The sequence below is a fragment of the Arthrobacter sp. FB24 genome, from assembly GCF_000196235.1.
Classification (GTDB): Bacteria; Actinomycetota; Actinomycetes; order Actinomycetales; family Micrococcaceae; genus Arthrobacter.
Genome location: NC_008541.1, coordinates 648947 through 674173, shown reverse-complemented (window position 1 = coordinate 674173; position 25227 = coordinate 648947). Strand labels below are relative to the sequence as shown.

The 25227-nt window shown below is 68.1% G+C and carries 20 protein-coding genes; 11 read left to right on the top strand and 9 right to left on the bottom strand.

Translation table 11 applies throughout. From position 1 onward, the window contains the following. The first annotated feature begins 130 nt into the window (after positions 1-130). Together ARTH_RS03185 and ARTH_RS03180 are read left to right on the top strand one after the other, a co-directional pair. Positions 131-5128 (top strand): ATP-dependent helicase, encoded by a 4998-nt coding sequence (locus ARTH_RS03185; protein WP_043429341.1) that lies wholly within the window; start codon positions 131-133, stop codon positions 5126-5128. Further along, positions 5121-5960: an Fpg/Nei family DNA glycosylase gene (locus tag ARTH_RS03180; RefSeq protein ID WP_011690489.1), complete on the top strand. Its 840-nt coding sequence runs from the start codon at positions 5121-5123 to the stop codon at positions 5958-5960. The genes ARTH_RS03185 and ARTH_RS03180 overlap by 8 nt, the downstream gene beginning before the upstream one ends. Here ARTH_RS03180 and yczE read toward each other — a convergent pair. Further along, positions 5915-6577, bottom strand: a complete 663-nt coding sequence (yczE, locus tag ARTH_RS03175; protein WP_011690488.1) for a membrane protein YczE — start codon at positions 6575-6577, stop codon at positions 5915-5917. The two genes, ARTH_RS03180 and yczE, sit on opposite strands and share 46 nt — an antisense overlap. A 61-nt stretch (positions 6578-6638) precedes the next feature. Here yczE and yczR point away from each other — a divergent pair, with 61 nt between their 5' ends. After that, entirely contained in the window at positions 6639-8129 is a 1491-nt protein-coding gene (gene yczR / locus ARTH_RS03170; protein ID WP_011690487.1) for a MocR-like transcription factor YczR, read from the top strand. Positions 8130-8164: 35 nt separating this feature from the next. Here yczR and ARTH_RS03165 read toward each other — a convergent pair whose 3' ends face one another. Further along, complete coding sequence (locus ARTH_RS03165) at positions 8165-8857, bottom strand: SRPBCC family protein (RefSeq protein WP_011690486.1); 693 nt, start codon at positions 8855-8857, stop codon at positions 8165-8167. Continuing rightward, the gene (locus tag ARTH_RS03160; protein ID WP_011690485.1) at positions 8850-9482 is read right to left on the bottom strand and encodes a winged helix-turn-helix domain-containing protein; all 633 of its coding nucleotides are present in this window, start codon (positions 9480-9482) and stop codon (positions 8850-8852) included. Before ARTH_RS03160 ends, ARTH_RS03165 begins: the two co-directional genes overlap by 8 nt. Before the next feature lie 157 nt (positions 9483-9639). Between ARTH_RS03160 and ARTH_RS03155 the strand changes: the two genes are divergently transcribed. Both ARTH_RS03155 and ARTH_RS03150 read left to right on the top strand, forming a co-directional pair. Then, on the top strand, positions 9640-10584 hold the full coding sequence (locus ARTH_RS03155; protein WP_011690484.1) for an RluA family pseudouridine synthase: 945 nt from the start codon (positions 9640-9642) through the stop codon (positions 10582-10584). Between the two features lie 65 nt (positions 10585-10649). Then, entirely contained in the window at positions 10650-11267 is a 618-nt protein-coding gene (locus tag ARTH_RS03150) for a DedA family protein (RefSeq protein WP_011690483.1), read from the top strand. Here the strand turns inward: ARTH_RS03150 and ARTH_RS03145 are convergent. From ARTH_RS03145 to ARTH_RS03135, 3 genes are all read right to left on the bottom strand, one after another. After that, on the bottom strand, positions 11264-11569 hold the full coding sequence (locus tag ARTH_RS03145) for a hypothetical protein (protein ID WP_011690482.1): 306 nt from the start codon (positions 11567-11569) through the stop codon (positions 11264-11266). The two genes, ARTH_RS03150 and ARTH_RS03145, sit on opposite strands and share 4 nt — an antisense overlap. 146 nt (positions 11570-11715) lie before the next feature. Next, entirely contained in the window at positions 11716-14580 is a 2865-nt protein-coding gene (gene ppc, locus ARTH_RS03140; RefSeq protein WP_011690481.1) for a phosphoenolpyruvate carboxylase, read from the bottom strand. A 201-nt stretch (positions 14581-14781) separates the two neighbouring features. Beyond that, positions 14782-15462: an NADPH-dependent F420 reductase gene (locus tag ARTH_RS03135; protein ID WP_011690480.1), complete on the bottom strand. Its 681-nt coding sequence runs from the start codon at positions 15460-15462 to the stop codon at positions 14782-14784. Positions 15463-15649: 187 nt separating this feature from the next. Between ARTH_RS03135 and ARTH_RS03130 the strand changes: the two genes are divergently transcribed. Together ARTH_RS03130 and ARTH_RS03125 are read left to right on the top strand one after the other, a co-directional pair. Beyond that, the gene (locus ARTH_RS03130; RefSeq protein ID WP_011690479.1) at positions 15650-16258 is read left to right on the top strand and encodes a TetR/AcrR family transcriptional regulator; all 609 of its coding nucleotides are present in this window, start codon (positions 15650-15652) and stop codon (positions 16256-16258) included. Between the two features lie 33 nt (positions 16259-16291). Then, positions 16292-17116, top strand: a complete 825-nt coding sequence (locus ARTH_RS03125; RefSeq protein ID WP_011690478.1) for a DUF1684 domain-containing protein — start codon at positions 16292-16294, stop codon at positions 17114-17116. Between the two features lie 12 nt (positions 17117-17128). On the opposite strand, the gene ARTH_RS03120 is transcribed toward ARTH_RS03125, so the two are convergent. Then, the gene (locus tag ARTH_RS03120) at positions 17129-18361 is read right to left on the bottom strand and encodes an acyl-CoA dehydrogenase family protein (RefSeq protein WP_011690477.1); all 1233 of its coding nucleotides are present in this window, start codon (positions 18359-18361) and stop codon (positions 17129-17131) included. Further along, complete coding sequence (locus ARTH_RS03115; RefSeq protein WP_011690476.1) at positions 18358-19149, bottom strand: SDR family NAD(P)-dependent oxidoreductase; 792 nt, start codon at positions 19147-19149, stop codon at positions 18358-18360. Before ARTH_RS03115 ends, ARTH_RS03120 begins: the two co-directional genes overlap by 4 nt. A 131-nt stretch (positions 19150-19280) precedes the next feature. Between ARTH_RS03115 and ARTH_RS03110 the strand changes: the two genes are divergently transcribed. From ARTH_RS03110 to ARTH_RS03095, 4 genes are all read left to right on the top strand, one after another. Further along, positions 19281-20483, top strand: coding sequence for a glycoside hydrolase family 76 protein (locus ARTH_RS03110; protein WP_011690475.1), 1203 nt, complete (start codon positions 19281-19283; stop codon positions 20481-20483). Between the two features lie 201 nt (positions 20484-20684). After that, positions 20685-21740 (top strand): iron ABC transporter substrate-binding protein, encoded by a 1056-nt coding sequence (locus tag ARTH_RS03105; protein ID WP_011690474.1) that lies wholly within the window; start codon positions 20685-20687, stop codon positions 21738-21740. 22 nt (positions 21741-21762) lie between these two features. After that, entirely contained in the window at positions 21763-23355 is a 1593-nt protein-coding gene (locus ARTH_RS03100; protein WP_043429336.1) for an ABC transporter permease, read from the top strand. Continuing rightward, positions 23352-24542, top strand: coding sequence for an ABC transporter ATP-binding protein (locus ARTH_RS03095; RefSeq protein ID WP_011690472.1), 1191 nt, complete (start codon positions 23352-23354; stop codon positions 24540-24542). The genes ARTH_RS03100 and ARTH_RS03095 overlap by 4 nt, the downstream gene beginning before the upstream one ends. Positions 24543-24598: 56 nt before the next feature. On the opposite strand, the gene ARTH_RS03090 is transcribed toward ARTH_RS03095, so the two are convergent. Next, entirely contained in the window at positions 24599-25195 is a 597-nt protein-coding gene (locus tag ARTH_RS03090; protein ID WP_011690471.1) for a YdeI/OmpD-associated family protein, read from the bottom strand. Positions 25196-25227: the final 32 nt, after the last annotated feature.

Below are 25227 nucleotides of genomic sequence, written 5' to 3'. Positions count from 1 at the left end.
GGGCGCCGCCAAGAGTGTCGGTGCCGTAGGGCATGATGGAAGAATGCAGGGGAAGGAGTCCGCCAGCGGCATGCCGCCGGGCGACACACCATCAGGAACGCCAGCCGGCGGGCGTACTTCCGCGCGGACCATGGACCGGTTTAGCCAGGCCACCAGGGAATGGTTCCTCGGTGCGTTCTCCGCGCCCACGCCCGCACAAAACGGCGCCTGGAACGCTATTTCGTCCGGGTCCCATGCACTGGTAGTCGCCCCGACCGGCTCCGGCAAAACGCTCGCGGCGTTCCTCTGGGCGCTGGACCGACTCCAGTCATCCGCTCCCGCCGAGCCGGAAGCATTGCCGGGCCTGGACCCGGCCGCCAAAGGCAGGAAGCCCAAGACACCCAAGCGGAAAACCCGCGTCCTGTACATCTCGCCGCTCAAGGCGCTGGGCGTCGACGTCGAACGCAACCTCCGCGCGCCGCTCATCGGCATCACGCAGACAGCAAAGCGTTTGGGACTGCCCGCCCCGCTGATCACCGTGGGCGTCCGCTCGGGAGATACGACGACGGCGGACCGCCGCGCGCTGCTCAGCCACCCGCCGGACATCCTGATCACCACGCCCGAATCCCTCTTCCTGATGCTCACGTCAAAAGCCCGGGAAACGCTGTCCGAAGTGGACACCATCATCGTGGACGAGGTCCACGCCGTCGCAGGCACGAAGCGCGGCGCGCACCTGGCCGTATCACTCGAACGCCTGGATGCCCTCCTGCCCAAACCGGCGCAGCGGATCGGCCTCTCGGCCACTGTGGAGCCCCGTGAACTCGTGGCCCAGTTCCTGGCCGGCTCCGCGCCGGTGGAAATCGTGGCCCCGCCGTCCAAAAAGAACTGGGACCTGACAGTTTCCGTGCCGGTGGAGGACATGTCCGACCTGCAGGGGGCCGCCGGCGCCTTCGACTCCGGGCCTGCCTCAGGGCTGCAGCCGCAGGCCTCCATCTGGCCGCATGTGGAAGAGAAGATCGTGGACCTGGTGATGGCCAACCAGTCCACGATCGTCTTCGCCAACTCGCGACGCCTCGCGGAGCGCCTGACCGCCCGGCTCAACGAGATCTACGCCGAGCGGCAACTGATGGCCGCAAGCGGCGGCCTGGACGGGTCCGGCGCCGGTGCGCCCGACTTCGAGCCGGCCGGCGCACCGGCCGGCGGCGCTTCCGCCGCGGTACCGACCTCCACCGCGACACCGGCGCACATGATGGCCCAGGCCGGCAGCACCGTCGGGGCCGATCCGGTCCTGGCCCGGGCCCACCACGGCTCGGTCTCCAAGGACCAGCGGGCCCTGATCGAGGACGACCTGAAATCCGGCCGGCTGCGCTGCGTCGTGGCCACGTCCTCCCTTGAACTGGGCATCGACATGGGCGCCGTGGACCTGGTGGTGCAGGTGGAATCCCCGCCGTCGGTGGCCAGCGGGCTGCAGCGGGTGGGCCGCGCCGGTCACCAGGTCGGCGAGGTCTCCCAGGGCGTCCTGTTCCCCAAACACCGCGCCGACCTGGTGCACACCACCATCACCGTGGAACGGATGCTCGCCGGCAAGATCGAACGGCTCTACGTCCCGGCGAACCCGCTGGACATCCTGGCCCAGCAGACCGTCGCCGCGACGGCGCTCGGGTCCATCGATGTGGAGGAATGGTTCTCCACAGTGCGCCGGTCAGCGCCGTTCGCCTCCCTCCCCCGGTCCGCCTTCGAGGCCACCCTGGACCTGCTCGCCGGCCGCTACCCCTCCGACGAATTCGCCGAACTGCGGCCCCGGATCATCTGGGACCGCAATGCGGGCACCATCGAGGGCCGCCCCGGCGCCCAGCGGCTGGCGGTCACCTCCGGCGGCACCATCCCGGACCGCGGGCTCTTCGGCGTCTACATCATCGGCACCGAGACGGAGGGGACCGGTTCCTCCGGATCCCCGGGCTCCGCCAGCGGCGACGGCCGGGCGGCCAGTCCGGCCGCCGCGGCAGCCAAGGGCGGCCGCCGGGTCGGTGAACTCGACGAGGAAATGGTCTACGAATCCCGGGTCGGTGACGTGTTCGCCCTCGGCGCCACCAGCTGGAAGATCGAGGACATCACCCACGACCGGGTCCTGGTCTCCCCCGCCTTCGGCCAGCCGGGGAAGCTCCCGTTCTGGAAGGGCGCCTCCCTCGGCCGCCCGGTGGACCTCGGCCGCGCCCTGGGCGCGTTCGTGCGCGAACTGTCCGCGTCCGACGTCGGGCCGGCGATGGAACGCTGCAAGGCCAGCGGCCTGGACGATTTCGCCGCGAACAACCTGATCCAGTACCTTGCCGAGCAGAAGCTGGCCACCGAGGTGGTCCCCAGCGACACGACCCTGGTGGTGGAGCGCTTCCACGACGAACTCGGCGACTGGCGGGTGGTGCTGCACAGCCCGTTCGGCATGCCGGTGCACGCGCCGTGGGCCCTCGCCGTCGGGCAGCGGCTGCACCAGCGCTACGGGATGGACGGCTCCGCGATGGCCGCCGATGACGGCATTGTGCTGCGTGTGCCCATGATGGAGGACGAACCGCCCGGGGCGGAACTGTTCCTGTTCGACCCGGAGGAACTCGAACAGATCGTGACGGCGGAGGTCGGCGGCAGCGCTCTCTTCGCCTCCCGTTTCCGTGAGTGCGCCGCCCGGGCCCTGCTGCTCCCGCGGCAGACCCCGGGCAAACGGCAGCCCCTGTGGCAGCAGCGGCAGCGCTCCGCCCAACTGCTGGACGTCGCGCGGAAGTACCCCACCTTCCCGATCGTCCTCGAGACCGTCCGCGAATGCCTGCAGGATGTCTATGACCTTCCGGCGCTTAAAGACATAGCGGCGTCCATCGAGCGCCGGGAGCTGCGGATCCTGCAGACCACCACCCAGCAGCCCTCGCCGTTCGCCAAGTCCCTGCTGTTCGGCTACGTCGCGCAGTTCCTCTACGAGGGCGATTCGCCGCTGGCCGAGCGCCGGGCCGCGGCGCTGGCGCTGGATTCGACCCTGCTCAACGAGCTCCTCGGCCGGGTCGAGCTGCGCGAACTGCTCGACGCCAAGGTCATCGACGCCACCGAACGGGAGCTGCAGCGCCTCGCCCCGGACCGCCGGGTGCGCGGCATGGAAGGTGTCGCGGATCTGCTCCGGCTGCTCGGTCCGCTGACGCCCGCGGAAGTGGCCGCGCGGCTGGAACCCGCCGGACCGCCGGTAGCCGAGCCAGCCCCGGGCGTTGAGCCAGCCCCGGTGGTTGAGCCTGTCGGAACACTCGTGGCCGACGCCGCTGCCCACCTAGCCGCCCTGCAGCGGGCCAACCGCGCACTCCGGGTGAATATCGGCGGCGTCGAGCGCTTTGCGGCCGTGGAGGACGCTGCCCGCCTGCGGGACGCCATCGGGGTGCCCCTGCCCATGGGGGTGCCGCTGGCGTTCATCGAACCTGTCGCCGACCCCCTGGGCGACCTCGTCTCCCGCTACGCCCGCACCCACGGGCCCTTCACCGCAGCGGAAGCCGCGGCCCGGCTGGGACTCGGCGTCGCCGTCGTCGGCACCGCGCTCAAACGGCTCGCCGCGGACGGCCGCGTGGTGGAAGGCGAGTTCCGCCCGCACGCCACACCGCCCCGCCAAGTGCCCGAAACACCGGAACCCGGCGAGGAAGATGCGCCGGCGTTGCCGTCCGCCTCTACCATCACCTTGGCCGGCACCAGTGAATGGTGCGATGCCGAGGTGCTGCGAAAGCTACGCCGCCGGTCGCTGGCGGCGCTGCGGGCCGAAGTGGAACCCGTGGATGCCTCCGCGTACGGACGGTTCCTCCCTGCCTGGCAGAACGTCCGGACTCCCGGCCGCCGGGGCCAGTCCGCCCTGCGCGGGCTGGACGGCATCATCACCGCCGTCGACCAGCTCTCCGGCGTGCCGGTTCCCGCCTCGGCGTGGGAGCCGCTCGTCCTCGCAAGCCGCGTCAGCGACTACCAGCCCGCCATGCTGGACGAGCTGATGGCCGCCGGCGAGGTCCTCTGGTCCGGCGCCGGCGCGCTGCCCGGCAATGACGGATGGGTGAGCCTGCACCTTGCGGACTCGGCCGAACTCACGCTGAACCCCGCTCCGGACTACCAGCCCGGGGACGCGCAGCAGCGGCTGCTGGAGCACCTGCAGAACAACGGCGGCGGCTACTTCTTCCGCCAGCTGACCGACATTGCAGGCGGCATGGATTCCGTGCTGAGCGACCAGGATGTGGTGTCCGCCCTGTGGGACCTGGCGTGGGCGGGCCGCATCACCGGCGACACCTTCGCTCCGGTCCGGGCCATGATCGCCGGCGGCCACACGGCGCACCGGCAGGTTGCCCGGGCCCCGCGGGCGCGTGCACCCCGCATGAGCAGGCTGGGCCGCGCCCACGGAACCGGCCTGATGGGATCTGCCGGGCTGACCGGCGGACGCTACGGCTCCGTGACCGGCGCCGCCCCTACCCCTCCGCTGGCGGCCGGCCGGTGGTCCGCCCTGCCGTTGCCGGAACTGGACCCCACCATCCATGCCCGCGCCACGGCGGAGCTTCTGCTGGACCGCTACGGGGTGGTCACCCGCGGCTCCGTCATGGCCGAGAACATCCTGGGCGGATTCGGCCTGATGTACAAAGTCCTTGCCAGGCTGGAAGAGGCCGGGCGTTGCCGCCGGGGGTACTTCATTGAACACCTCGGCGCCGCGCAGTTTGCCGTTCCCGCCACCGTGGACCGGCTGCGGTCGTACTCTGAAGACTCCCAGCTGGCGAAGCCGGAGCCCGTTGCCCTTGCGCTTGCCGCGACCGACCCCGCCAACCCGTACGGTGCGGCTCTGCCGTGGCCCGCGCTCAGTGTCGAGGCCGGAAGCGGCCACCGTCCGGGCAGGAAAGCCGGAGCCCTGGTGGTGATGGTCGACGGCGCGTTGGCACTGTACGTGGAACGCGGCGGCAAGACGCTGCTCGCCTTCGATGAAGATCCGGAGGTGCTGGCCGCCGCGGCAGCAGCCCTGGTCGGCGTGGTCAAGCGCGGCGCCGTGGACAAGCTCATCATGGAGAAGGTCAACGGCCACGGCATCCTGGACACTCCCGCAGCCGCTGCCCTGACCCACGCCGGCGCCTATTCGACTCCGAAGGGACTGAGAATCCGTGCCTGAAGGCGATTCCGTCTGGCGGGCGGCGGCCCAGCTGCATGCCGCCCTGGCCGGGCACCAACTCACAGCCTCCGACTTCCGGGTGCCCCGGTTCGCCACCCTGAAGCTGGCGGGCTGGACCGTGGACGAGGTGGTGCCCCGCGGAAAGCACCTCTTCATGCGGCTTCGAGGTCCGGCGGAGGAACGGCTTACCATCCACTCCCACCTGAAGATGGAAGGCGCCTGGCAGGTCTACCCGCCCGGCGGCCGCTGGCGGAAACCGGGGTTCACCGCGCGGTGCGTACTGCGCACGGCCACGGCGGACGCCGTCGGGTTTTCCCTTGGCATCCTGGAAGTGGTTCGCACCGCTGACGAGGACTCCGTCGTCGGCCACCTGGGGCCGGACCTGCTGGGGCCGGACTGGGACATGGCGGAGGCTGAACGGCGGCTGCGCGCAGCGCCGGACGTTCCCATCGGCGTGGCACTGCTGGACCAGCGAAACCTCGCCGGCATCGGCAACATCTACCGCTGCGAGGCCTGCTTCCTGTCCGGCATCCATCCCGCAGCACCGGTCTCCGAGGTGACGGACCTGGCCGCCATGATGACCACGGCCAAGCAGCTGCTGGAGGCCAACCTGGGGCCGGGGCGCCGGACCACCGTCCTCAACCCGCGCGGAATGCCGGTGGGACGGATGGCCGGAAGACCTGGATACTGGGTATACCGCCGCGAGCACCAGCCGTGCCTCAAATGCGGTACGCCCATCCGGCACGGCGTGCTCGCCAAGGGTGCGGGCACCGAGGAGCGGGACATCTACTTCTGCCCGAGCTGCCAGCCGCCGCCGGCAGGAACTGCATGATCGGCGGCTGACTCAAGCGGAAGCGGGACCGGGCGCGGCGCCTCCGGCACCGTGAACCGCGGCAGCAACAACTGCACCAGCGGTCCGATAGCCAGGGCGTACACCACTGTGCCCACGCCCACGGAGCCGCCCAGCAGCCATCCGGCAGCCAGGACCACGATTTCGATGCCCGTCCGGGACGTCCGCACCGACCACCCCGTCCGCCGCGCCAGGCCGGTCATCAGCCCGTCGCGGGCGCCGGGGCCGAACCGGGCGCCAATGTAGCAGGCCGACGCGATGCCATTCAGCAGCACAGCCCCCGCCAGCATGCCGATCTGGCCGCCCAGATGCGAGAACTCGGGAATCAGCGCCAGCCCCACGTCCGCGAAAACACCCACCAGCACGGCGTTGCACAAGGTGCCGAAGCCGGGCCACTGCCGCAACGGAATCCAGAGAAGAAGGACGAGGAAGCTCACGATCACCACCACCGCTCCGATGGAGAGGCCCGTCTTTCCGGACAGGCCCTGATGGAAGACATCCCAAGGGTCAAGGCCAAGGCCGGCACGGATGAACATGGCCAGCGAAATGCCGTACATGGCCAGGCCGGTAAACAGTTGAAGGAGTCTTCGGATCATCATGGGAATCATCCTCCGGCAAAACTGGCCTTGTAATCCATATCCAGTTTGAGATACTGGCTACATGTCCGGATCCCTCAATCCCACTGCCTTGGTGCGCCTCCTGGGCGGGTGGCACCGCGGCGCGGGGCCCGCCTACCGCGAGCTGGCCGACGTCGTACGCCTCCTCATCCTGGACGGGCGCGTCCCCCTGGACATGGCACTGCCCAGCGAGCGCGCCCTGGCCGAAACCCTGGGTGTCAGCCGGACAACGGTGACGGCCGCCTATGCCAGCCTCCGCGAGCAGGGGTTCCTGAGCAGCCGGCAGGGCAGTCGCGGCAGGACCTGCATTCCCCGCCAAATGCCGGCGGGTGCAGGGGGTCCGGCGGCCGCTGAACTGATCAGCCCTAACGCGCTGGCCGGCGCACCGGGACTGGCAGCGCCGCCGGGCCTGCTCGACCTCGCCTACGCGTCCTTGCCGGCCAGCGGCGAAGTGGTGCACCGGGCCTTTGCCGCCGCACTGACGGAGCTCCCTGCACTTCTTCCGGGCTTCGGCTATGACGCCGTCGGCATCGCACCGCTGAGGGAGGCCATCGCCGCGCGGTACACGGCGGCCGGAGCCCCCACCACGGCGGAGCAGATCCTGGTGACATCAGGCGCGCAGCACGCACTGAACATCGTGCTCCGCACCCTGGCCGGCCGGCAGGACAAAGTACTCGTGGACCATCCCACGTACCCGCACGCGCTTGATGCCATCCGCGCCAGCGGCTGCCGGCCGGTGCCGGTCGCACTCCCGCACGGGCGCGGCTGGGACGTGGCCGGAATGGAATCCGCCATGATGCAGCAGCGGCCGAAGATGGCTTACGTGGTGCCCGACTTCCACAACCCGACGGGCCGGCTGATGACCGATCCCCAGCGCCGCCGCCTTGTCCGGGCGGCGGCGGCCGCGGGAACAGTGCTGGTGGTGGACGAGACACTTCGTGAATTGAACCTCGACGCCGTGGGCGCGGCCCCGCTGGCGGCCTTCAGTCCGGCGGTGGTCACCATCGGCTCGCTGAGCAAGTCGCATTGGGCCGGCCTGAGGACCGGCTGGATAAGGGCCGGCAGTTCACTGATTCAGCGCTTCGCAGCTGCCCGGACCACCATGGACCTGGGCGGACCGGTGGTGGAACAGCTGGCGGCGGCACACCTGGTCCGCTCGCTCGACGAGCCGCTTCCTGCCCGGCTGGCGGCCCTCCGCGAGAATCGGGCAGCGCTGCTTGAGCTGCTCGGCGGGATCCTCCCCGACTGGGAGCCGGAGCGGCCCGACGGCGGGCTGAGCGTCTGGTGCCGGCTACCTGCACCGATCAGCACCGCGCTGACGGTCCTCGGCCCCGACTTCGGCGTGAGGCTGGCAGCCGGCCCAAGGTTCGGCCTGGGCGGGGCTTTCGAGCACTACCTGCGAATCCCCTTCACGCTTCCGCCCGGGCAATTGGAGACGGCGGTGCGTGCCCTGCGGTCAGCCCAGGACAAGCTCGACTCCGCACCCCGTCTCCGCCGCAGCCTCCGCCGCACGCCCGCCGTCGCCATCGCCTGACTTCGGCACCAAGGCGGGCCGTGGGCGGCCGGCTCCTATGCGTAGACCTTGGCGAGGTAGCCGCCCCAAGCCTTTGCCGTAGCCTCGGAATTCCCGCCGCCGCTGAAGTCGTGGACCGTCATGCCCACCGGCGCCCCGAACGCATTGCGGCCGAAGAACCGGTACATGGTGTCCGCGGTCCGCAGGCCCAGGAAGTTCTGGTTGGAGAAGTCCAGCTGCCCGGTGAGCCGCCCCACGCCCTCGAGCTCCGCATCGAAGGTGTCACCCTGCGACGCGGCGTCGACGCCAAGGGCCCTCTTCAGCCGCACGAAGCCGTCCGGCACCTGCGAGGCCGCCGGACCCTGGATGTCCGTGAAGACCACCGGGCGGCCGTCAAAGTACTGCAGGTACTGGCCCAGGGTGTGGAGGTAGAACTCCGTGTGCTTGCTGGCGCCGTCGTACTGCTCGTCCCAGTTGTCCGCGAAGATGCCGCTGTGGACGTAATGCAGCCTGGCCCGGCCGCCGTCGAGCGGTTCCAGGACGTGTTCGAGCTGGTTGAACCAGCCGTCCGGCCCGTCCATGCGGGACACCAGGTGCTGCGGATACTCCTCCACCGTTTTCACGTCCGGCCACTGGTCCGTGGGGAACATCCACCCGGGCGTCCCCTTCGTGACGGCTTCCCAGACGCGCTCCGGGGTGCCGGGCAGCTCGGTGTCGTAAACAATCTCGAATTTCCGGTTGTCAGTCATTGTCCTGCTCCTGTTCCTTTTCCCCGGACGGGGTGGTTTGTTTTGGTTCTTTGAGTGCCGGGTGAAGCGCGACGACGAGCCGGTGCTTCCGCCCGCCCGTCCCGCCGTCGTGGTGGTATTTGTCCACGAGCCGGGTGACCGCAACGCCCAGTTCTTCGGCAAAGGCGGCACGGTCTGCGGCGGTGCGGAAGGTGATTTCACCGTCGATAGCGAACGTGGCGACTTTCTGCCGTGCGGCCGCTGCCCCGGCGATGAGCGTCCCCACTTCCTGGACCATGCGCCCGGCGAGGGCCAGCAGCCAGAAGGCGGAGAACCGGTCCGCGAAACGGTGCGGATCCGGCGCAACGGAGGCCAGTGCCACCGGCGAAATGAGATAGGAAGCGGCCGTGGCCTGCAGCACCCGCTCCGTGACGTTGCCCTTGCGGCGCTCCTCCACCAGCTCGACGAGGCCGTGGCGCTCCAGCGCCTTGAGGTGGTAGTTCACTTTCTGCCGGGGCAGCCCTACTTTCGCGGCGAGCTGGGTGGCCGAACCGGGCTCCGCGAGCTCCCGGAGGATGCGGGTCCGGATGGGGTCCAGCGAGGCTTCCGCAGCCGCCGCGTCCTCGATCACTTCGATGTCCAACATGGCTTAAGTATCGCTACCGACAATTTTATTTGTCAAGAATTTTTTTACCGTCGGCGGCCGTATCGACGGTTCCCTGCCGGCTAGACGTCGCGCAGCGTCTGGCACGCAGGGAACCGTCGAAACGGCGTGGAGGGGGCCCCGGTAGAATGGACCGGTGATGCAATCCCCCCTCCCCGTGCGCGGCGGCGTGAACGCGACCCGCCTGCGCCTCCCGGACGAGGGGCCGTGGGATACCGCGATGGACTACATGATGCACCGCTGGGGCCACATCGACCCGCAGGGCATCGAGGACCGTTTCGACGCCGGCGAGATCGTGGGCGAGGGCGGCGTTCCGCTGGACAGGCTCACCAGGCTGGAGGACCACACCTTCATCTGGTACTACCGCACCCTCCCGCCTGAGACGCGGCTTCCCGTTGAACTCAGCATCCTGCACCAGGACGACCACATCCTTGTGGTGGACAAGCCCCACTTCCTGCCCACCACGCCGGGCGGTACATATATTCAGGAGTCGGCCCTGGTGCGGCTTCGGAACCAGCTGGACCTCCCGGACCTGATCCCCATGCACCGCCTGGACCGGATGACGGCCGGCATCCTCCTGCTCTCCACCAACCCGGAGACCCGCGGCAAGTACCAGGTGCTCTTCGAGAAGCGCCAGGTCCAGAAGGAGTACGAGTGCGTGTCCGCCGCGGAACCGGCCGCCGGGTACCCCGCCGTCGGCTTCCCCGTGGTGGTCCGGAACCGCATGACCAAGTCCCGCAGCTACCTGCTGGCCGAGGTGGTGGACGGCGAACCCAACGCGGAAACCCGCATTGAACTGACAAAAACATTCGACGCCGGCACTCACGCAAGTGAACCGGCGCGCCGGGGCCTGTACCGCCTTGAGCCGCACTCGGGAAAGACCCACCAGCTCAGGGTGCACATGGCGTCGCTGGGACTGGGGATCGTCAATGACGCCTTCTACCCCGAGCTGCTGGACAAGGCACCGGACGACTACACCAGGCCTCTGCAGCTCCTGGCCCGCGGAATCCGGTTTATCGACCCCATCACCGGGCAGCCTGTGGAGTACCGCAGCCGGCTTCAGCTCAGCGAGGCCCCGGCCTAGGACGGACCCGGGACCGGACCACGCCCGGTCCGTCCCACGTCACGAAAATGAGGTACCTTGTGCCCATGGACCTCGCCAACGCTGACACCTGGGGCGCCGCGATCTATTTCTGGATCATCCCCATCGTCCTTGGCGACGCCGTTTTCCCGCCTGTCCCCTCCGAAATGGTGGTGATCACGGGCGGGGCGCTCGCCGCAGAAGGCCGCGCCAACTTCCTGTTGGTGGGATTCCTGGCCGCGTTTGCGTCGTGGGCGGGCGATGTTGTGGTGTTCCAGCTTTTCAAGCGCCGCCTGAGCCATGTCCTGGACCGGTGGGGGTGGGGCCGCACGTTCCACCGCGGCATCCACGCCGCCATCGCCAAAGCGGGCCGTTCCACCACGTACGGCGCCATCATCGGTGTGCGTTTCATTCCGGGCGGACGGCTGGCGACGTCTGCGGCCGCCGGGATCGCCGACGTCACCACCCGGGCATTCAGCTTCTGCGCCGCGCTGGGCGGAGTTCTCTGGGGTACCTGGCTCACAGGGCTCGGCTATTTCACCGGATCAGCCACCAAGCTGCCGTTCTGGGCGAGCTCGCTGATCGGCGTCGCCGTCGGGCTGGTGATCGGTGCGGTGGTGGGCATGATTGTCACCCGACGCCGCGGCAGCCGGTCCCCCGTGGACGAACCCGGCGATCCGGCTTAGACGGGAGCCCAGCGGCCGCGGCTGCGGCGGAGCACCAAAAGTGCGCCAGTCACCGCAACGCGCTCGACGGCGTCGCGCATCATTGCTGCCGATTCCCGCGCCTGGTTGTTCTCGCCGGTGTACTCCGTCGGCTCCACCAGGAAGCGAAGGTTCAACTCCGGGACGCCGGCGGCAATCTGCAGCTGGTTCGACTCCACGTGGTGCCTCGTGCCGAGCGCTTCGACTGCGGCGGCCATCACGGCCTCGGGAGGATTGCCGGGCTTCAGCCCGGTGATCTTGAGTCTGGTCTGGAACGAAGGCATAAAATCAACCCTAGCGTCAGGACGCTCTCTCACCTTTCGTCGGTATTTCCCGGACGCTCTCTCACCTTTGGCCGCCAAAAACCAGACCCTCCCTCACAGGTGAGAGAGGGTCTGGAGATTTCCCGCAGGAAGTGAGAGAGCGTTGGTTATCCGGTGTTGCGGAGGCCCGCCGCCACTCCGTTGACCGTGATGAGCATGGCGCGCTGGAGGCGTTCGTCGATCTCTGCTCCGGAAATGCTCTCGCCCTCGGAACCCTCGGCCCGCATGCGGCGCATCAGCTCCACCTGGAGGTAGCTGATGGGATCGAGGTACTGGTCGCGGATCTCCAGGGAGCGCTTGAGGGTGGGCTGCGCGTCCAGGAGCACGTGCTCGCCGGTGAGCTTCTGGATCTCGGCGACTGTGAGGTCGTATTCCTCCCGGATGGCCCGGAACAAATGGTGCAGCTCTTCAGGTACCAGCGTCGAGACGTAGTAGCCGGCAATGTCCATATCCGTCTTGGCCAGCGTCATTTCCACGTTGGACAGGACCGAGCGGAAGAAGTGCCAGCGGTCCATCATTTCCGTGAGCTGTTCCGTGTTGCCGGCTTCGCGGGCAGCCTTCAACCCGGAGCCCACGCCGAACCAGCCCGGCACGATCTGCCGCGACTGGGTCCAGCCGAAGACCCACGGGATGGCGCGCAGCCCGCCCAGACCGGCGCCGGAGTCCGGGCGCTTGGACGGACGTGAGCCGATGTTGAGGGAGCCCAGTTGTTCCACGGGAGTGGAGGCCATGAAGTAGGCCGGCAGGTCCGGATCGTCGATGAGGGAGCGGTAGCGTGCGAAGGCGGCATCGGAAATGGTTTCCATGACGTGGCCGTAGCGCTCGCGCTGGTCCTCGGACGTGCGCGGGGTGCGGTGCAGCGCTGAGCCCTGCATCACGGCGGCCAGGGAAAGCTCCAGGTTCTCGCGGGCCAGCTCAGGCAGCGAGTACTTGTCCGAGATGACTTCACCCTGCTCGGTGAACTTGATTTCACCTTCGAGGACGCCGTTGGGCTGCGCCATGATCGCGTCATAGGTGGGCCCGCCGCCGCGGCCCACGGATCCGCCGCGGCCGTGGAAGAGGCGCACCCGGACGCCGTGCTTGGCCGCGACATCGCGCAGCTTCCGCTGGGTCTTGTGGATCTCCCACTGGCTGGTCATCACGCCGGATTCCTTGTTGGAGTCCGAGTAGCCAAGCATGATTTCCTGTACGTCGCCGCGCAGCCGGACGAGTTCCCGGTAGGACGGATCGGACAGCAGCTGGTCCACGATCTCCGCTGAAGCCCGCAGCTCCTCCACCGTTTCCAGCAGCGGAGCAAAACCGATCTTGGCGTAGGGCGCGTCACCGAAGAGGCTGACGAGCCCCGCTTCGCGGGCCAGCACAGCTGCGGCAAGGACGTCGTCGGCGCCGCGGGTCATGGAAATGATGTATGTCTCGATGACGTCCGGGCCATAGGTCTTAAGGGCCCGGCGGATCTCACGGAAGACGTCGTACGTGCCGTCAGCCACGCCGTCGAGCTTTATCGGGTGGCCGGACAGCGGACGGCGGGATCCCAGTTCCGCTCCCAGCACCTCGAGGCGCTCGGCACGGCTGAGTTCGGAGTACCGCACGCCGGGACCGCCCAGGCGGTCCATGAGTTGCCCGACGGCGTCATGGTGGTGGTCGGCGTGCTCGCGGATGTCCAGGGTGGCGAGGTGCAGTCCGAAGGAGGCGATGGCGCGGCGCACCCGTGCCAGCGCACCGTCGGCGGCAAGCCCGGCGTGGTGGTTGCGCAGCGATTCCTCCAGCAGCCCCAGCTCGGCCAGGACGCCGGCCGTTGACGTGTAGTCCCGGCCAGGCTCATGGGAGGAGCCGGCCGCCACGCGCTTGGCGGTATTGAGGAGCTTGGCCTTGATGCAGGTGAGCTTGAGCCGGTAGGGCTCCTGGGCATTGAGTTCGAGGACCCGGCGGTCCAGGCCCGGCAGGTTCTTGAGGTCCGTATCGATCGAGTCCAGCAGCTCCCGGTCCGCCCCGGCCAGCGCGGTGGAGTTGGACAGGATGGCAATGAGCTCGTCGATCATGGCAATGCTGATCCGGACGGCGTGCTGGTTCTGGATCTGCAGGATCTCGCGGGTGACGCCGGCAGTGACGTTCGGGTTGCCGTCTCGGTCGCCGCCGATCCACGAGCCGAAGCGGATGGGGGCTTTCTGCGACGGCAGCGTCACGCCGTGCTCACCCAAGAGCTCGGAGAGGTCCGAAAGCATTTCAGGCATGGCATCGGTGAGGATGCTGTTCAGGTAATAGATGGCGTTGCGGGCCTCGTCCACGGGGGTGGGCCTGACCTGGCGGAGCTCGTCCGTCTGCCACATCTGGTCGATCACCTCGGCGAGCTGGCGGTCCTGGCGGCGGCGGGCCGAGGTGCCTTCCTCCGTGGAAACTGCCAGGACGTCGGAAAGCCGGCGGATCTTGTCCAGGACGGAGCGGCGGGAGGCTTCTGTGGGGTGGGCTGTGAAGATGGGGCGGACATCCAGCTCGTTGACCACTTCCTGGAGGACTGCCGGTCCGGCCTGGCCGGAGATCTCCTCCACGGCCTTGGCCAGCCAGCCGTCCTTCTCCTGCCGGGTCCGCAGGCCCCGGACCCGGTGGACCTGTTCGGCGGCGTTGGCCAGGTGGAAGTAGAACGCAAAAGCACGGACCAGGTCGGTGGCCTGGTCAATGGGCAGGGAGCCGAGCAGTTCGCGGACCTGGGCGACGACGTCGTGCGAGCTCCAAGGGCCGGTGGCGTCCGCGCCTCCGCGGGCCGCCTCTTTGGACTCCTTGGTCAGCAGGCGGACCTGCTCGACGAGGTCGAGGAGCTCCGGGCCGTGCTGGCGGACCAGCGATTCGCCCAGCAGCGTGGAGACGCGCCGGACATCCGCCCGGAGTTCGGACGCGAGATCAGCGCTGGAATCGGAACCGGCAGGATCAGTGCCTGCCGCGAGATGAGCGCCTGGATTTACTGCAGTGTCAGCCATGGAAACTATCTTTCGAGGGTTCGGACTTGGCTCGTACACTGCGCTGGATACTGTGAGCCGGGTTACGTGTTCCTATGGGATGTTACCCGGCACTCTCGCGGGGTGGGAATTTGTCTCAGATAGTGTTCGTGCCCTTGACGTCCGCGGCGGCCCCCTGTTTTAGTAGGGGCCGCCGCCGGCCTTATCGGGAGGCCCGCCGGCCTAGCGTGCGATCTTGAAGTTGAAGTTCGCGGTTCCCAGTGCACCCCAGAGCCGGATCCAGACCGGCAGGAGCATCTCGGCGCCGCGCGCCGTGGTGATGTCCCCCAGGTCGATCACGTCCTGGTGCCCAAGACTCTTGAGGAGGGTGGCCACCTCGGCTTTAGCCGCGGCGTCGTTGCCCGAGACGAACACGGAGTGGTCGCCTCCCGCGGCACGTCCGGGGTCGACCATCAGGCTCGCGTTCATGGTGTTGAGGGTCTTGACCACCTTGGCTTCGGGGAAAGTCCGCTGGATCTGCTCCCCGAGACTGTCCGTGTTGACCGGGTTAAGGGTCGGGGGCATACCGTGCGAGAAGTCGAGCGGATTGGCGATGTCCACCAAGATCTTCCCGGCAAGGTTCTCCGCGCCGGCAGCGGTGAGGGCCGCGATGGAACTGGCCCCTTCGGTGGCGTTGACCACCAACTCGGCGCCTGCTGCGACATCGGCGAACGCAGCCAGGTGGACGTGGGGATGCTCCGGCAGCCACTGGCTGAAGGGCGGTGCGCCCATGGCGTCCGGCTCAGCGCGTGCCAGCGTGGCCTTCGGATCGCGGGTACCGATGGTTACTTCATGGCCAAGATCTGCCAGCGCCCCGGCCATGGTCCTGCCGACCGTGCCGGTTCCCAGTACAGCGATTTTCATGGCGTCCTCATTCTGGTCGAAAAGCGTCTCTACGGCTGCGTCTCAGTGCATGAGGCGCCCGGGTAGACAGGTCCGTCTACCAGTGAAGAAGACGCTATCAGACAGATCTGTCTACGGCAAGGATCCCTGCGGGCCAGCCGACGACTTGCGCGGGGCGCAGACAGACTGGTCTGTGTACCATAGAGTCATGACGACGCCAGCACCCGCACAGCAGGCTGTCCGAACGCCGGCCGGACCCGCCAAAGAGAAGATCCTGGCCACCGCTTTCAGGCTCTTCTACGCCCACGGCCTGCGCGCTGCCGGCATCGACACCATCATCGCCGAATCCGGAATCTCCAAGGCCACGTTCTACAAGTATTTTCCCGCCAAGGACGAACTAATCCTCGCCTACTTGGACAAGGTGGATGCCATCTGGACGGGACAGCTCCACGCTGCAGCGGAGGCCGCGGGCCCGGACCCTGCGGCGCAGCTTGCAGGGCTGTTCGATGCCCTCGCTTCCGCCTGCCGCCGCGACGGCTACCGGGGCTGCGCCTTCATTAACGCCGCCGCCGAGTCAGCGTCCGGAACGCGGGTTCATGATCGCACCGTTGCCCATAAGAAGGCCGTGCTGGCGTGGATGCAGGGGCTGGCCGCCGAGGCCGGCGCCGCACGGCCGGACCGGTTGGCACGAAGCCTCTCGCTGATTCTGGACGGCGGCCTGGCCAGCGGCGTGCTGGACGGGGACCCCGAAGCCGCCATCACCGCCCGGGAGGCCGCCTCCCAGCTGATAACCGCCAGCCTGGGCAACCCGGAGTGACCCGGAGCGACCCGGACCAATGAACGAGGAACCATGAACACTGCTACTGACGCACAACTGGAACGCTGGAACCGGTTCCGCACCAACCGCAACAAGGCACTGGCCAGCGAGTACGGCTGGCTGACACTCACGTCGTTCCAGTGGCTGGAAAGCCGACCCGCCGCCGTCGACCTCGTCCCTGGACTCTGGTCCACCGACGGAACGACGGCGTTCCTCACCGCGGCGGCGGCCGACGGACTGACGCTGGTGGCAACGGGCGAAGCCGTGGACGGCACCATTTCCGCCGCGCTGGCGGACGAGGAGTCGCTGATGTGGGTGCAGTTCGGCGGCGACGACGGCAGGCAGGTGGTGGTGGAGCTGGCCATGCGCGCGGACAAGTACGCCATCCGAACCCGCGATTCCCGCTCACCGGTGTTTACGGAGTTCGACGGCGTGCCCTCCTTTGAGTACCGCCCCGACCTGGTGGTCGACGCCGAGTTCCGCCCCTATCCGGAGCCCGTGGATGTTCCGATCGGCACCGCGAACCCGCTGGTGGACGGCGTGCACCGCACCGTCGGCGAGCTGGTGTTCCGGCTTCCCGGCAAGGACCATGAGTTCCACCTGCAGGCCGAAGAGGAGAAGCTCGGCGCCCTGACCGTCACATTCCACGACGAAACCAACGGGGACTCGACGGACGAGTGGCGCAAGGTGTCCACGGCCCGGCCCCGGCCGGACGGTTCAGTGGTTCTGGACTTCAACCGCGCCATCAACTACCCAAGCGCGTTCACCCCGTACGGAACCTGCCCCATGCCGGTGAAGAACAACAGCCTGGACTACCGGATCGAAGCCGGCGAGAAGGACCCGATGATCGCCGGCTGAGCGCGAACTGGCTCAGACGATCGCGGACACGCCGGTGACGGCGCGGCCCACGATCAGCGTGTTGATCTCGAACGAGCCCTCATAGGTGTAAATGGCCTCCGCGTCGGCGAAGATCTTGGCCATCCGGAAATCCGACACAATCCCGTTCCCGCCCAGGATGGACCGCCCCATGGCCACGGTTTCGCGCATCCGGGCGCTCGTGTACGACTTCGCCAGCGCCACCTGGGCCATATCCGCGGCCCCATCCTGCTGCAGCTGGGCGATCCGGACCATCATCCCCATGCTGGCCACGGCATTGCCCAGCATGGTCACCAGCTGCTGCTGGATGAGCTGGAATTTGGCCAGCGGACGGCCGAACTGCTGGCGTTCAACGGCGTGCTGCCGGGCAACGTCGAAGGCCGCCAGCTGCTGGCCCACCGCCTGCCATGCCACCATGATCCGGGATCCGCGGAGCAGTTCGTTGGTGTCCTCGAAGCTGCTGATGCCGGCGAAGCGGTCCGTCTCCGCTACCCGGACATCCCGGAAGACAATGTCCGCGTTTTGCACCGTGCGCAGGGCGATCTTGTTTTCGATCCGGCTTCGGCTGACGCCGGGGAGGGCCGCGTCCACGATGAATCCCCGGATGGCGCCGTCGGCTTCGTCCCGGGCCCACACGAGCATGTAATCGCAGAACGTCCCGTTGCCGATCCAGCGTTTGGCGCCGTTGAGGATCCAGCAGTCGCCGCCGTCGTCCGCTCCCCCGGGAACCCGCCGCGCCCGCGTTTCCATTCCGCCGGCCACATCGGAGCCGTGCTCCGGCTCGGTCAGCGCAAAGGCTCCGGTGGTGCGGAGGCTGGCGGCGTCGTCGAGCAGGCGGGCTTTCTGCTCATCGGAGCCGAACCCGTACAGGGATTCCACGAAGAGGTCATGGTGCACCAGGAAGAACGTGGCAATGGACGTATCCACCCTGGTGATTTCGGCAATCACCAGGCCCGCGAACAGGTGGCTGTAGCCGCGCTGGGCGGGGGCGCTCAGCTCGAGGGCGGCCAGTTTCGGGAGGATATGGGCGGGGAATTCGGCGTTGTTCCACCACTCCGTGGCGAACGGTGCGATCTCGGCCGCCAGGAATTCGCGCAGCTCCTCCAGCTTCCGCCGCTCCCGGTCGCTGAGCAGTGACTCGAACCCGAAGAAGTCGGCCGTTGGCAGCGAATCCACGTCATTCGCAGCCGGAGCCGCCGGCTGCACCGGGACCGCCGCCGGGGTCATTTCGGTCCCATCCGGATGGCGCCGTCGAGGCGGATGGTCTCGCCGTTGAGCATGGCGTTATCCACAATGTGCGCGGCCAGGCTGGCGTATTCGGCAGGCCTGCCCAGGCGGGACGGGTGCGGTACTTGCTTTCCCAGCGAATCCTGGGCTTCCTGCGGCAGTCCGGCCATCATTGGTGTCTCGAAGATGCCCGGCGCGATGGTGACCACGCGGATCAGGGACCGGGCCAGTTCCCGGGCGATCGGCAGGGTCATGGCCGCCACGGCACCCTTGGATGCAGCGTAGGCGGGCTGGCCGATCTGGCCGTCGAATGCGGCCACGGAGGCGGTGTTGATGATGACGCCGCGCTCCGGTCCGCCAAGTTCGGTCGAGACGGGCTCGGTAGCGGCCATGGCAGCGGCCGCCAGGCGGATCACGTTGAAGGTTCCCACCAGGTTGATCTGGATGACGCGGCTGAAAGTATCCAGCGGCAGCACACCGTCGCGGCCCAGGACCTTCCCCGGCGTAGCGATGCCCGCGCAGTTCACCACAATGCGCAGCGGCCCCAGCGCGACGGCGGCGGCGACGGCGGCCTGCACCTGCTCCTCGCTGGTTACGTCGGCAGGGACAAAGACGGCCGTTCCGGCCCCGCTGGCGGCGTTAAGCTCCGCCGCAAACGCTTCGCCACGCGACGACGGCAGGTCCACCAGCACCACCGATGCCCCGGCGTCGAACAAGCGCCTCGCCGTTGCAGCGCCCAGCCCGGATGCCCCGCCTGTAATGAGCGCGACAGTACCTTTGATGTCCATGCATCCTCCTTGATGTGGAACCGAACCCGGCGTAACGCTAGTTAATGAATGTTAACTGGAACAGGCGCAAACCGCACGTTGGGCGGCTGCCCTCGAGGAACGCGGCCGGACTCCCCCGCTAGGCTGGGATCATGACCTCTCCAGACGCCGCCGCACCCGCGGACTGGTCTGCCAGGGCCGACGAGGCCGCCCGGTCCGTGACCAGGATGTTCGGGCAGCGGCTCTTCTTCCTGCCCGGGACGCATATCGCGGCGATCGAACGTCCGTCCAGCCGGCTGAAGAACCTGAGGCGGCCATGGCACTACTGGTGGCAGGCGCATTATGTGGACTGCCTCGTGGACGCCGGCCGCCGTGAACTGGCGCGGGGTGCGAGGTTCGACGGCGGGAACCGGCCCAGTGCCGGAAGGCTCGCCTCGCAGCTGGTCACCGGCATCCGGCTGCGCAACTTCCTCACCTTCGTCAACAACTACTACGACGACATGGCCTGGCTCGCACTGTCCACCCTCCGGCTGGAGAAACTCGCCGAAGAGACGCGAAAGCCGGGCAGCCGGCGGCACGCCCGGATCCGGCAAAGCCTCACGCTGCAGTTCGACTCCGCCTCCACGGATGACCTGGGCGGCGGCACCTTCTGGAGCAAGAAAAGGGACTTCAAGAACACGCCCGCCACGGCTCCGGTGGCGCTCTACTATGCCCGCACCGGGAATGCGGCCAAGGCCCAGGCCCTGGTGGACTGGCTCCACGCCAAGCTGTTCGACCCGGCCCAGGGCATGTACCAGGACGGGCTGCGGATCGGCGCCGGCGGCGAAGTGGTGCTGGAAGCCGCCATTTACACCTACAACCAGGGCCCGGTCCTGGGAGCGCTGCTGGAGCTCGGCGGCCAGGGGAACCTTGACCGGGCTGCGGCCCTGGTGGACGCCGTGTCCCGCAACCTGACCCGCCCCGCCACTCTCGCGTCCGGCAGGACAGCCGCCGTGCTCCGCTGCGACGGAACGGGCGACGGCGGCCTGTTCACCGGGATCCTGGCGCGGTACCTGGCGCTGGCGGCAGTGGACGGGCGGCTGCCCGACCGGACGCGCGCCATCGCGTCCACGCTGGTTGCGGAGACCGCGCAGGCGCTCTGGGAAGGCCGCCGCGCCGTGGATCCGGAGGAACCGCTGGCGCGCCACGGCGCGCACCTGGTGTTCCCCCTGTTCCCCGAGACGCCGGCAGGCCGGTCGTATCCGGCGGGTGCCGCCGTCGAACTTTCCACCCAGCTGCAGGCCTGGATGGTGCTGGAGGCTGCCGCGGCGGTCCAAGCCGCCGGCCATGGCACGCGGCCCGGCGCACCGAACTGACTCCCGGGCGCCCCCACCGCCGGGCGCCGCTAATTAAGTCACGTAAAAGTTCCGTAATTGATGTGATCCTGATCACTTAAGGCCGCTTCAGCTTGGTTCCTTAGGTTTGGCTAACCTACAGTTTTTTGCAGTGAGCATGCCCTAACTTCCCCCTCACGCGGACTCCGGTCCACCGAGACTTTTTTCCAGAAAGAAGCCCCAATGAAGATCCGCACCAACGCGCTGGCAGGAATCGCACTCGCCGCCACCGCAGCCCTCGGCCTCGCCGCCTGCGGCTCCGGAAGCTCCACCCCCGCTGCAAGCACCGCCGCGGCCGACGGCAAAGTGTCCGGCGAAATCACCGTCTACAACGCCCAGCACGAAAGCCTGACCAAGGAATGGGTTGACGCTTTCACCGCGGAAACCGGCGTCAAGGTCACCCTTCGCCAGGGCTCGGACACCGAGATGTCCAACCAGATCATCCAGGAAGGCGCAGCCTCCCCGGCCGACGTTTTCCTGACTGAAAACTCCCCCGCAATGGCGCAGGTTGAGAACGCCGGACTGTTCGCGGACGTGGACAAAGCCACCATCGACCAGGTGCCTGCCGAGTACCGTCCCTCCACCGGCAAGTGGACCGGCATTGCAGCGCGCTCCACGGTCCTGGTTTACGACAAGGCCAAGCTGAGCGAAGACCAGCTGCCCAAGTCCATGCTGGACCTGGCCAAGCCGGAGTGGAAGGGCAAGTGGGCCGCTTCGCCGTCCGGTGCTGACTTCCAGGCGATCGTTTCGGCCCTGCTGGAGCTCAAGGGCGAAGCCGCAGCCGAGGAATGGCTCAAGGGCATGAAGGAAAACTTCAAGGCCTACAAGGGCAACAGCACGGCCATGAAGGCCGTCAATGCCGGCGAAGTCGACGCCGCGCTGATCTACCACTACTACTACTACGGCGACCAGGCCAAGACCGGCGAGAACTCCAAGAACGTCACGCCGTACTACTTCAAGAACCAGGACCCGGGCGCATTCGTCTCCGTCTCCGGCGGCGGCGTGCTCAACTCCTCCAAGAACGCGGCCGCAGCCCAGGCCTTCCTGAAGTTCGTCACCGGCAAGAAGGGCCAGGAAGTCCTGCAGAAGGGCACCTCCTTCGAATACGCCATCGCCTCCGACGTCCCGGCCAACGACAAGCTGGTTCCGCTGACGGAACTCCAGGCACCCACCGTGGACCCGGCCAAGCTCAACTCCGAAAAGGTCACCGAGCTGATGACCAAGGCAGGACTCCTGTAAATCAGTGCCAAATGGTAAATCAGTGCCAACTGACCTAGCGGCTCCGGACACTTCCGGAAGCACGACGACGGCGGGTAGGGGCAAGCGCCCCCGCCCGCCTTTCGGCGTTTCCGCGGTATCCGTCATTGCCGTCCTCATTGCCCTGTTCTCCTTGGTCCCGCTGGGGTATGTCATCGTGATGACGGCCGCCACGGGGTGGGACACCGCCGTCGGACTGATCTTCCGCGAGCGCGTAGGGGAGCTTCTCCTCAACACGGTCCTGCTGATGGCCGTCACCGTACCGCTCTGCGTGGTCCTGGGCGTGGGCGGGGCCTGGCTGGTGGAACGCACCACACTGCGGGGTCACAAATGGTGGGCCGTCCTGCTGGCCGCGCCGCTGGCCATCCCGGCCTTCGTCAACAGCTACGCCTGGGTTTCCGCCGTGCCCTCCCTGGGCGGGCTCTGGTCCGGTGTCCTGATCGCCACGCTGTCCTACTTCCCGCTGGTCTACATCCCCGCCGCAGCCACGCTCAGCCGGCTTGACCCCGCGATCGAGCAGTCCGCGGCGTCGCTGGGCCTGGGCGCCTGGCGCACGTTTTTCCGGGTGGTCCTCCCGCAGCTCCGCATCGCCATGACCGGCGGGGCGCTCCTGGTCTCGCTGCACCTGCTTGCCGAATACGGCGCGTTCGCGATGATCCGCTTCGACACGTTCACCACTGCGATCATGGTGCAGTACCAGTCCACGTTCAACGGCACCGCCGGGAACATGCTGGCCAGCGTACTGGTGTTCTTCTGCCTCATCCTGCTCCTGGTGGAGGTGCGGAGCCGCGGTACCGCACGCTACGCCCGGGTGGGCTCCGGCGCGCAGGCCAGGGCGCTCCGCCTGCCGCTCCACGCCTACCAGGCTCCGGCACAGTTCTTCCTGGCCAGCCTCACGGCCCTGGCCTTCGGCCTTCCGCTGACATTCGTCCTGCGGTGGATCGTCGCGGGCGGAGCGGACATCTGGGTGGCCGACGAATTCCTTCCGGCCCTGATGCAGACCATGGGCTACGGCCTGGCCGGTGCGCTGGCCACCACCGTGGTGGCGTTCCCCATGGCCTACCTCGCCGTGCGGCACCCCAGCTGGTTCAGCAAGGCGCTGGAGCTGTCCAACTACGTCACCAGCTCCATGCCGGGCATCGTGGTGGGCCTGGCCTTCGTGACCGTCAGCATCAGGGTTGCCCCCGGCTTCTACCAGACCACCGTGCTGCTTATCGCGGCCTATGTGCTGCTGTTCCTGCCCCGCGCGCTGGTTAACATCCGGGCGGGGCTGGCCCAGGCGCCCAAGGAACTCGACGAAGCCGCGCAGGCGCTGGGCAAGCCGCCGCTGGTGTCTTTTATCCGCGTCACGCTGCGGCTCACCGCGCCCGCTGCGGCAGGCGGGGCCGCACTCGTATTCCTTGCCATCGTCAACGAACTCACGGCCACCCTGCTGCTCTCCCCCAACGGCACACGGACCCTTGCCACAGAATTCTGGAGCAAGAGCAGCGAGATCGACTACGCCGGCGCGGCACCGTATGCGCTGCTGATGATCCTCATCTCCGCCCCCATGACCTACCTCCTCTTCCAGCAGTCCAAGAAAGTGGCCGGACAGTGACAGATTCCTACACTTCGCCTGATGCCCCCTCCAGGCTTCCGGAGCCGCGGATCGCCCCGTCGGTGGCGACCAGCACCAACAGCCACCTGGAGATCGAGTCCGTCACCAAGAACTTCGGTTCGCAGGCGGTCCTCAAGGGCGTCAACCTGTCCGTGGCCAAGGGCGGGACCACCGCGATCGTGGGCCCATCAGGCTCCGGCAAGACCACCCTGCTTCGCCTCATTGCGGGCTTCGAGCATCCCGACACCGGCAGCATTTCGCTCAACGGCGCCAAGGTGGCCGGCGAAGGTTTCTGGGTGCCGGCGCACAAACGCCATGTCGGCTATGTGGCCCAGGACGGCGCCTTGTTCCCGCACCTCACCGTGGGCCAGAACGTCTCCTTCGGCCTCAGCGCCAGCCGCCTCTCCGGCGGCCGGCGCGAGGTGGCGGCCCGCGTCGCTGAACTTCTGGAAATGGTGTCCCTGGATCCGTCCATGGCCAAACGCCGGCCGCATCAGCTCTCCGGCGGGCAGCAACAGCGCGTAGCCCTCGCCCGTGCCCTGGCCCGGGAGCCGGAGCTGATGCTGCTGGATGAGCCCTTCTCAGCGCTGGACGCAGGTCTCCGGGTCGCCACCCGCCGCGCTGTGGCCAAGGTCCTCAACGAGGCCGGCGTGACCACCATCCTGGTCACGCACGACCAGGCCGAGGCGCTCTCCTTCGCCGACCAGGTGGCCGTGATGCGCGGCGGCAGGCTGGCCCAGATCGGCAACCCCTTTGTGGTCTACACCCGCCCGGCGGACAGGGCCACGGCGGAGTTCCTGGGCGACGCCGTCATCCTGGACGCCTGGATGGAGGGCTCGCTGGCGACGTGTTCGCTGGGCGGCATTCCCGTGCGCAGGCCGCCGGCCCAAGGCCGCGTGCAGCTCATGCTGCGGCCCGAGCAGATCCGCATCGCCGAAGACGGCCCCATCCGCGGCGTGGTGGTTGATACGGACTACTTCGGGCCCGAAACCACTGTGCGCCTGAAACTGGCCGTGCCGCCGGAACTGGCTGCCGGCGCCGTCCCGGACCACCGTTTCCCGGGCGGCGGCGAAGTGATCACGATCCGGCACTGGAACGCCTCCATCGCGCGGCCAGGCATGGAGCTCTGCCTGCGCGTGGTGGGAGAGGCCGTGGCCTTCCCCGTGGACGAGGACGCCAGCGCCTGACGCGGGGTTTCTGACGCCCGCACCAGGCGGCCGGACGCCCGCTGCCCGGCGGGGCGTTAGCCGGCGGGGCGTTTCTTCTGCGGATAGGGCGTCTCGCCGCGGGCGAGCATATCCACGAATCCGGCAATCTTCCGTTCCCGGGTGGCTGCCTGTTTAACGGAGTTGGTGCGGTAGATCAGGGCGAAGCGGTTCACCGACGTCAGCACGTCGAACATGGCCTGTGCCCGCGGTTCGGCGGCGATGGCGGCGGCCAGGTCCGCAGGCACTTCGGCGGAGGCCGCTCCGGAATACGCCGCCTCCCAGCGTCCGTCCGCTTTGGCGGCTTCGACGGCGGCCCGGCCGGCTGCGGTCATCCGGCCCGCCGCTTCAAGCTTTTCGATGCGGTCCACGTTCCGCGCCGACCACACGCTCTTCGGTCCGCGGCGCGTCATCCGCTGGAAGGAGCTGTGGTCGTCGCGCCTCTTCCCCTGGCCGTCGATCCACCCGAAGCACAGCGCCTCCTGCAACGCCGCTTCATAGTCCAGCTCAGTGGTGTTGCCGCCCTTCTTGTGCAGCACCAGCCAGACGCCCGGGCTGGTGGCGTGGTGCTGTTCCAGCCAGGCGCGCCATGCGGCGGCATCCTTCACCAGCAGTTCCTCAAGTTCGATGGCCATGGCACCATTCTGCTACCCGGGACTCCGCAAAC

Excerpts from the sequence above, each read along its gene's own strand:
- ARTH_RS03185 (WP_043429341.1), top strand. The coding sequence starts at position 131 with ATGGACCGGTTTAGCCAGGCCACCAGGGAATGGTTCCTCGGTGCGTTC.
- yczE (WP_011690488.1), bottom strand. The coding sequence starts at position 6,577 with ATGATGATCCGAAGACTCCTTCAACTGTTTACCGGCCTGGCCATGTAC.
- yczR (WP_011690487.1), top strand. The coding sequence starts at position 6,639 with ATGTCCGGATCCCTCAATCCCACTGCCTTGGTGCGCCTCCTGGGCGGG.
- ARTH_RS03165 (WP_011690486.1), bottom strand. The coding sequence starts at position 8,857 with ATGACTGACAACCGGAAATTCGAGATTGTTTACGACACCGAGCTGCCC.
- ARTH_RS03160 (WP_011690485.1), bottom strand. The coding sequence starts at position 9,482 with ATGTTGGACATCGAAGTGATCGAGGACGCGGCGGCTGCGGAAGCCTCG.
- ARTH_RS03155 (WP_011690484.1), top strand. The coding sequence starts at position 9,640 with ATGCAATCCCCCCTCCCCGTGCGCGGCGGCGTGAACGCGACCCGCCTG.
- ARTH_RS03150 (WP_011690483.1), top strand. The coding sequence starts at position 10,650 with ATGGACCTCGCCAACGCTGACACCTGGGGCGCCGCGATCTATTTCTGG.
- ARTH_RS03145 (WP_011690482.1), bottom strand. The coding sequence starts at position 11,569 with ATGCCTTCGTTCCAGACCAGACTCAAGATCACCGGGCTGAAGCCCGGC.
- ppc (WP_011690481.1), bottom strand. The coding sequence starts at position 14,580 with ATGGCTGACACTGCAGTAAATCCAGGCGCTCATCTCGCGGCAGGCACT.
- ARTH_RS03135 (WP_011690480.1), bottom strand. The coding sequence starts at position 15,462 with ATGAAAATCGCTGTACTGGGAACCGGCACGGTCGGCAGGACCATGGCC.
- ARTH_RS03130 (WP_011690479.1), top strand. The coding sequence starts at position 15,650 with ATGACGACGCCAGCACCCGCACAGCAGGCTGTCCGAACGCCGGCCGGA.
- ARTH_RS03125 (WP_011690478.1), top strand. The coding sequence starts at position 16,292 with ATGAACACTGCTACTGACGCACAACTGGAACGCTGGAACCGGTTCCGC.
- ARTH_RS03120 (WP_011690477.1), bottom strand. The coding sequence starts at position 18,361 with ATGACCCCGGCGGCGGTCCCGGTGCAGCCGGCGGCTCCGGCTGCGAAT.
- ARTH_RS03115 (WP_011690476.1), bottom strand. The coding sequence starts at position 19,149 with ATGGACATCAAAGGTACTGTCGCGCTCATTACAGGCGGGGCATCCGGG.
- ARTH_RS03110 (WP_011690475.1), top strand. The coding sequence starts at position 19,281 with ATGACCTCTCCAGACGCCGCCGCACCCGCGGACTGGTCTGCCAGGGCC.
- ARTH_RS03105 (WP_011690474.1), top strand. The coding sequence starts at position 20,685 with ATGAAGATCCGCACCAACGCGCTGGCAGGAATCGCACTCGCCGCCACC.
- ARTH_RS03090 (WP_011690471.1), bottom strand. The coding sequence starts at position 25,195 with ATGGCCATCGAACTTGAGGAACTGCTGGTGAAGGATGCCGCCGCATGG.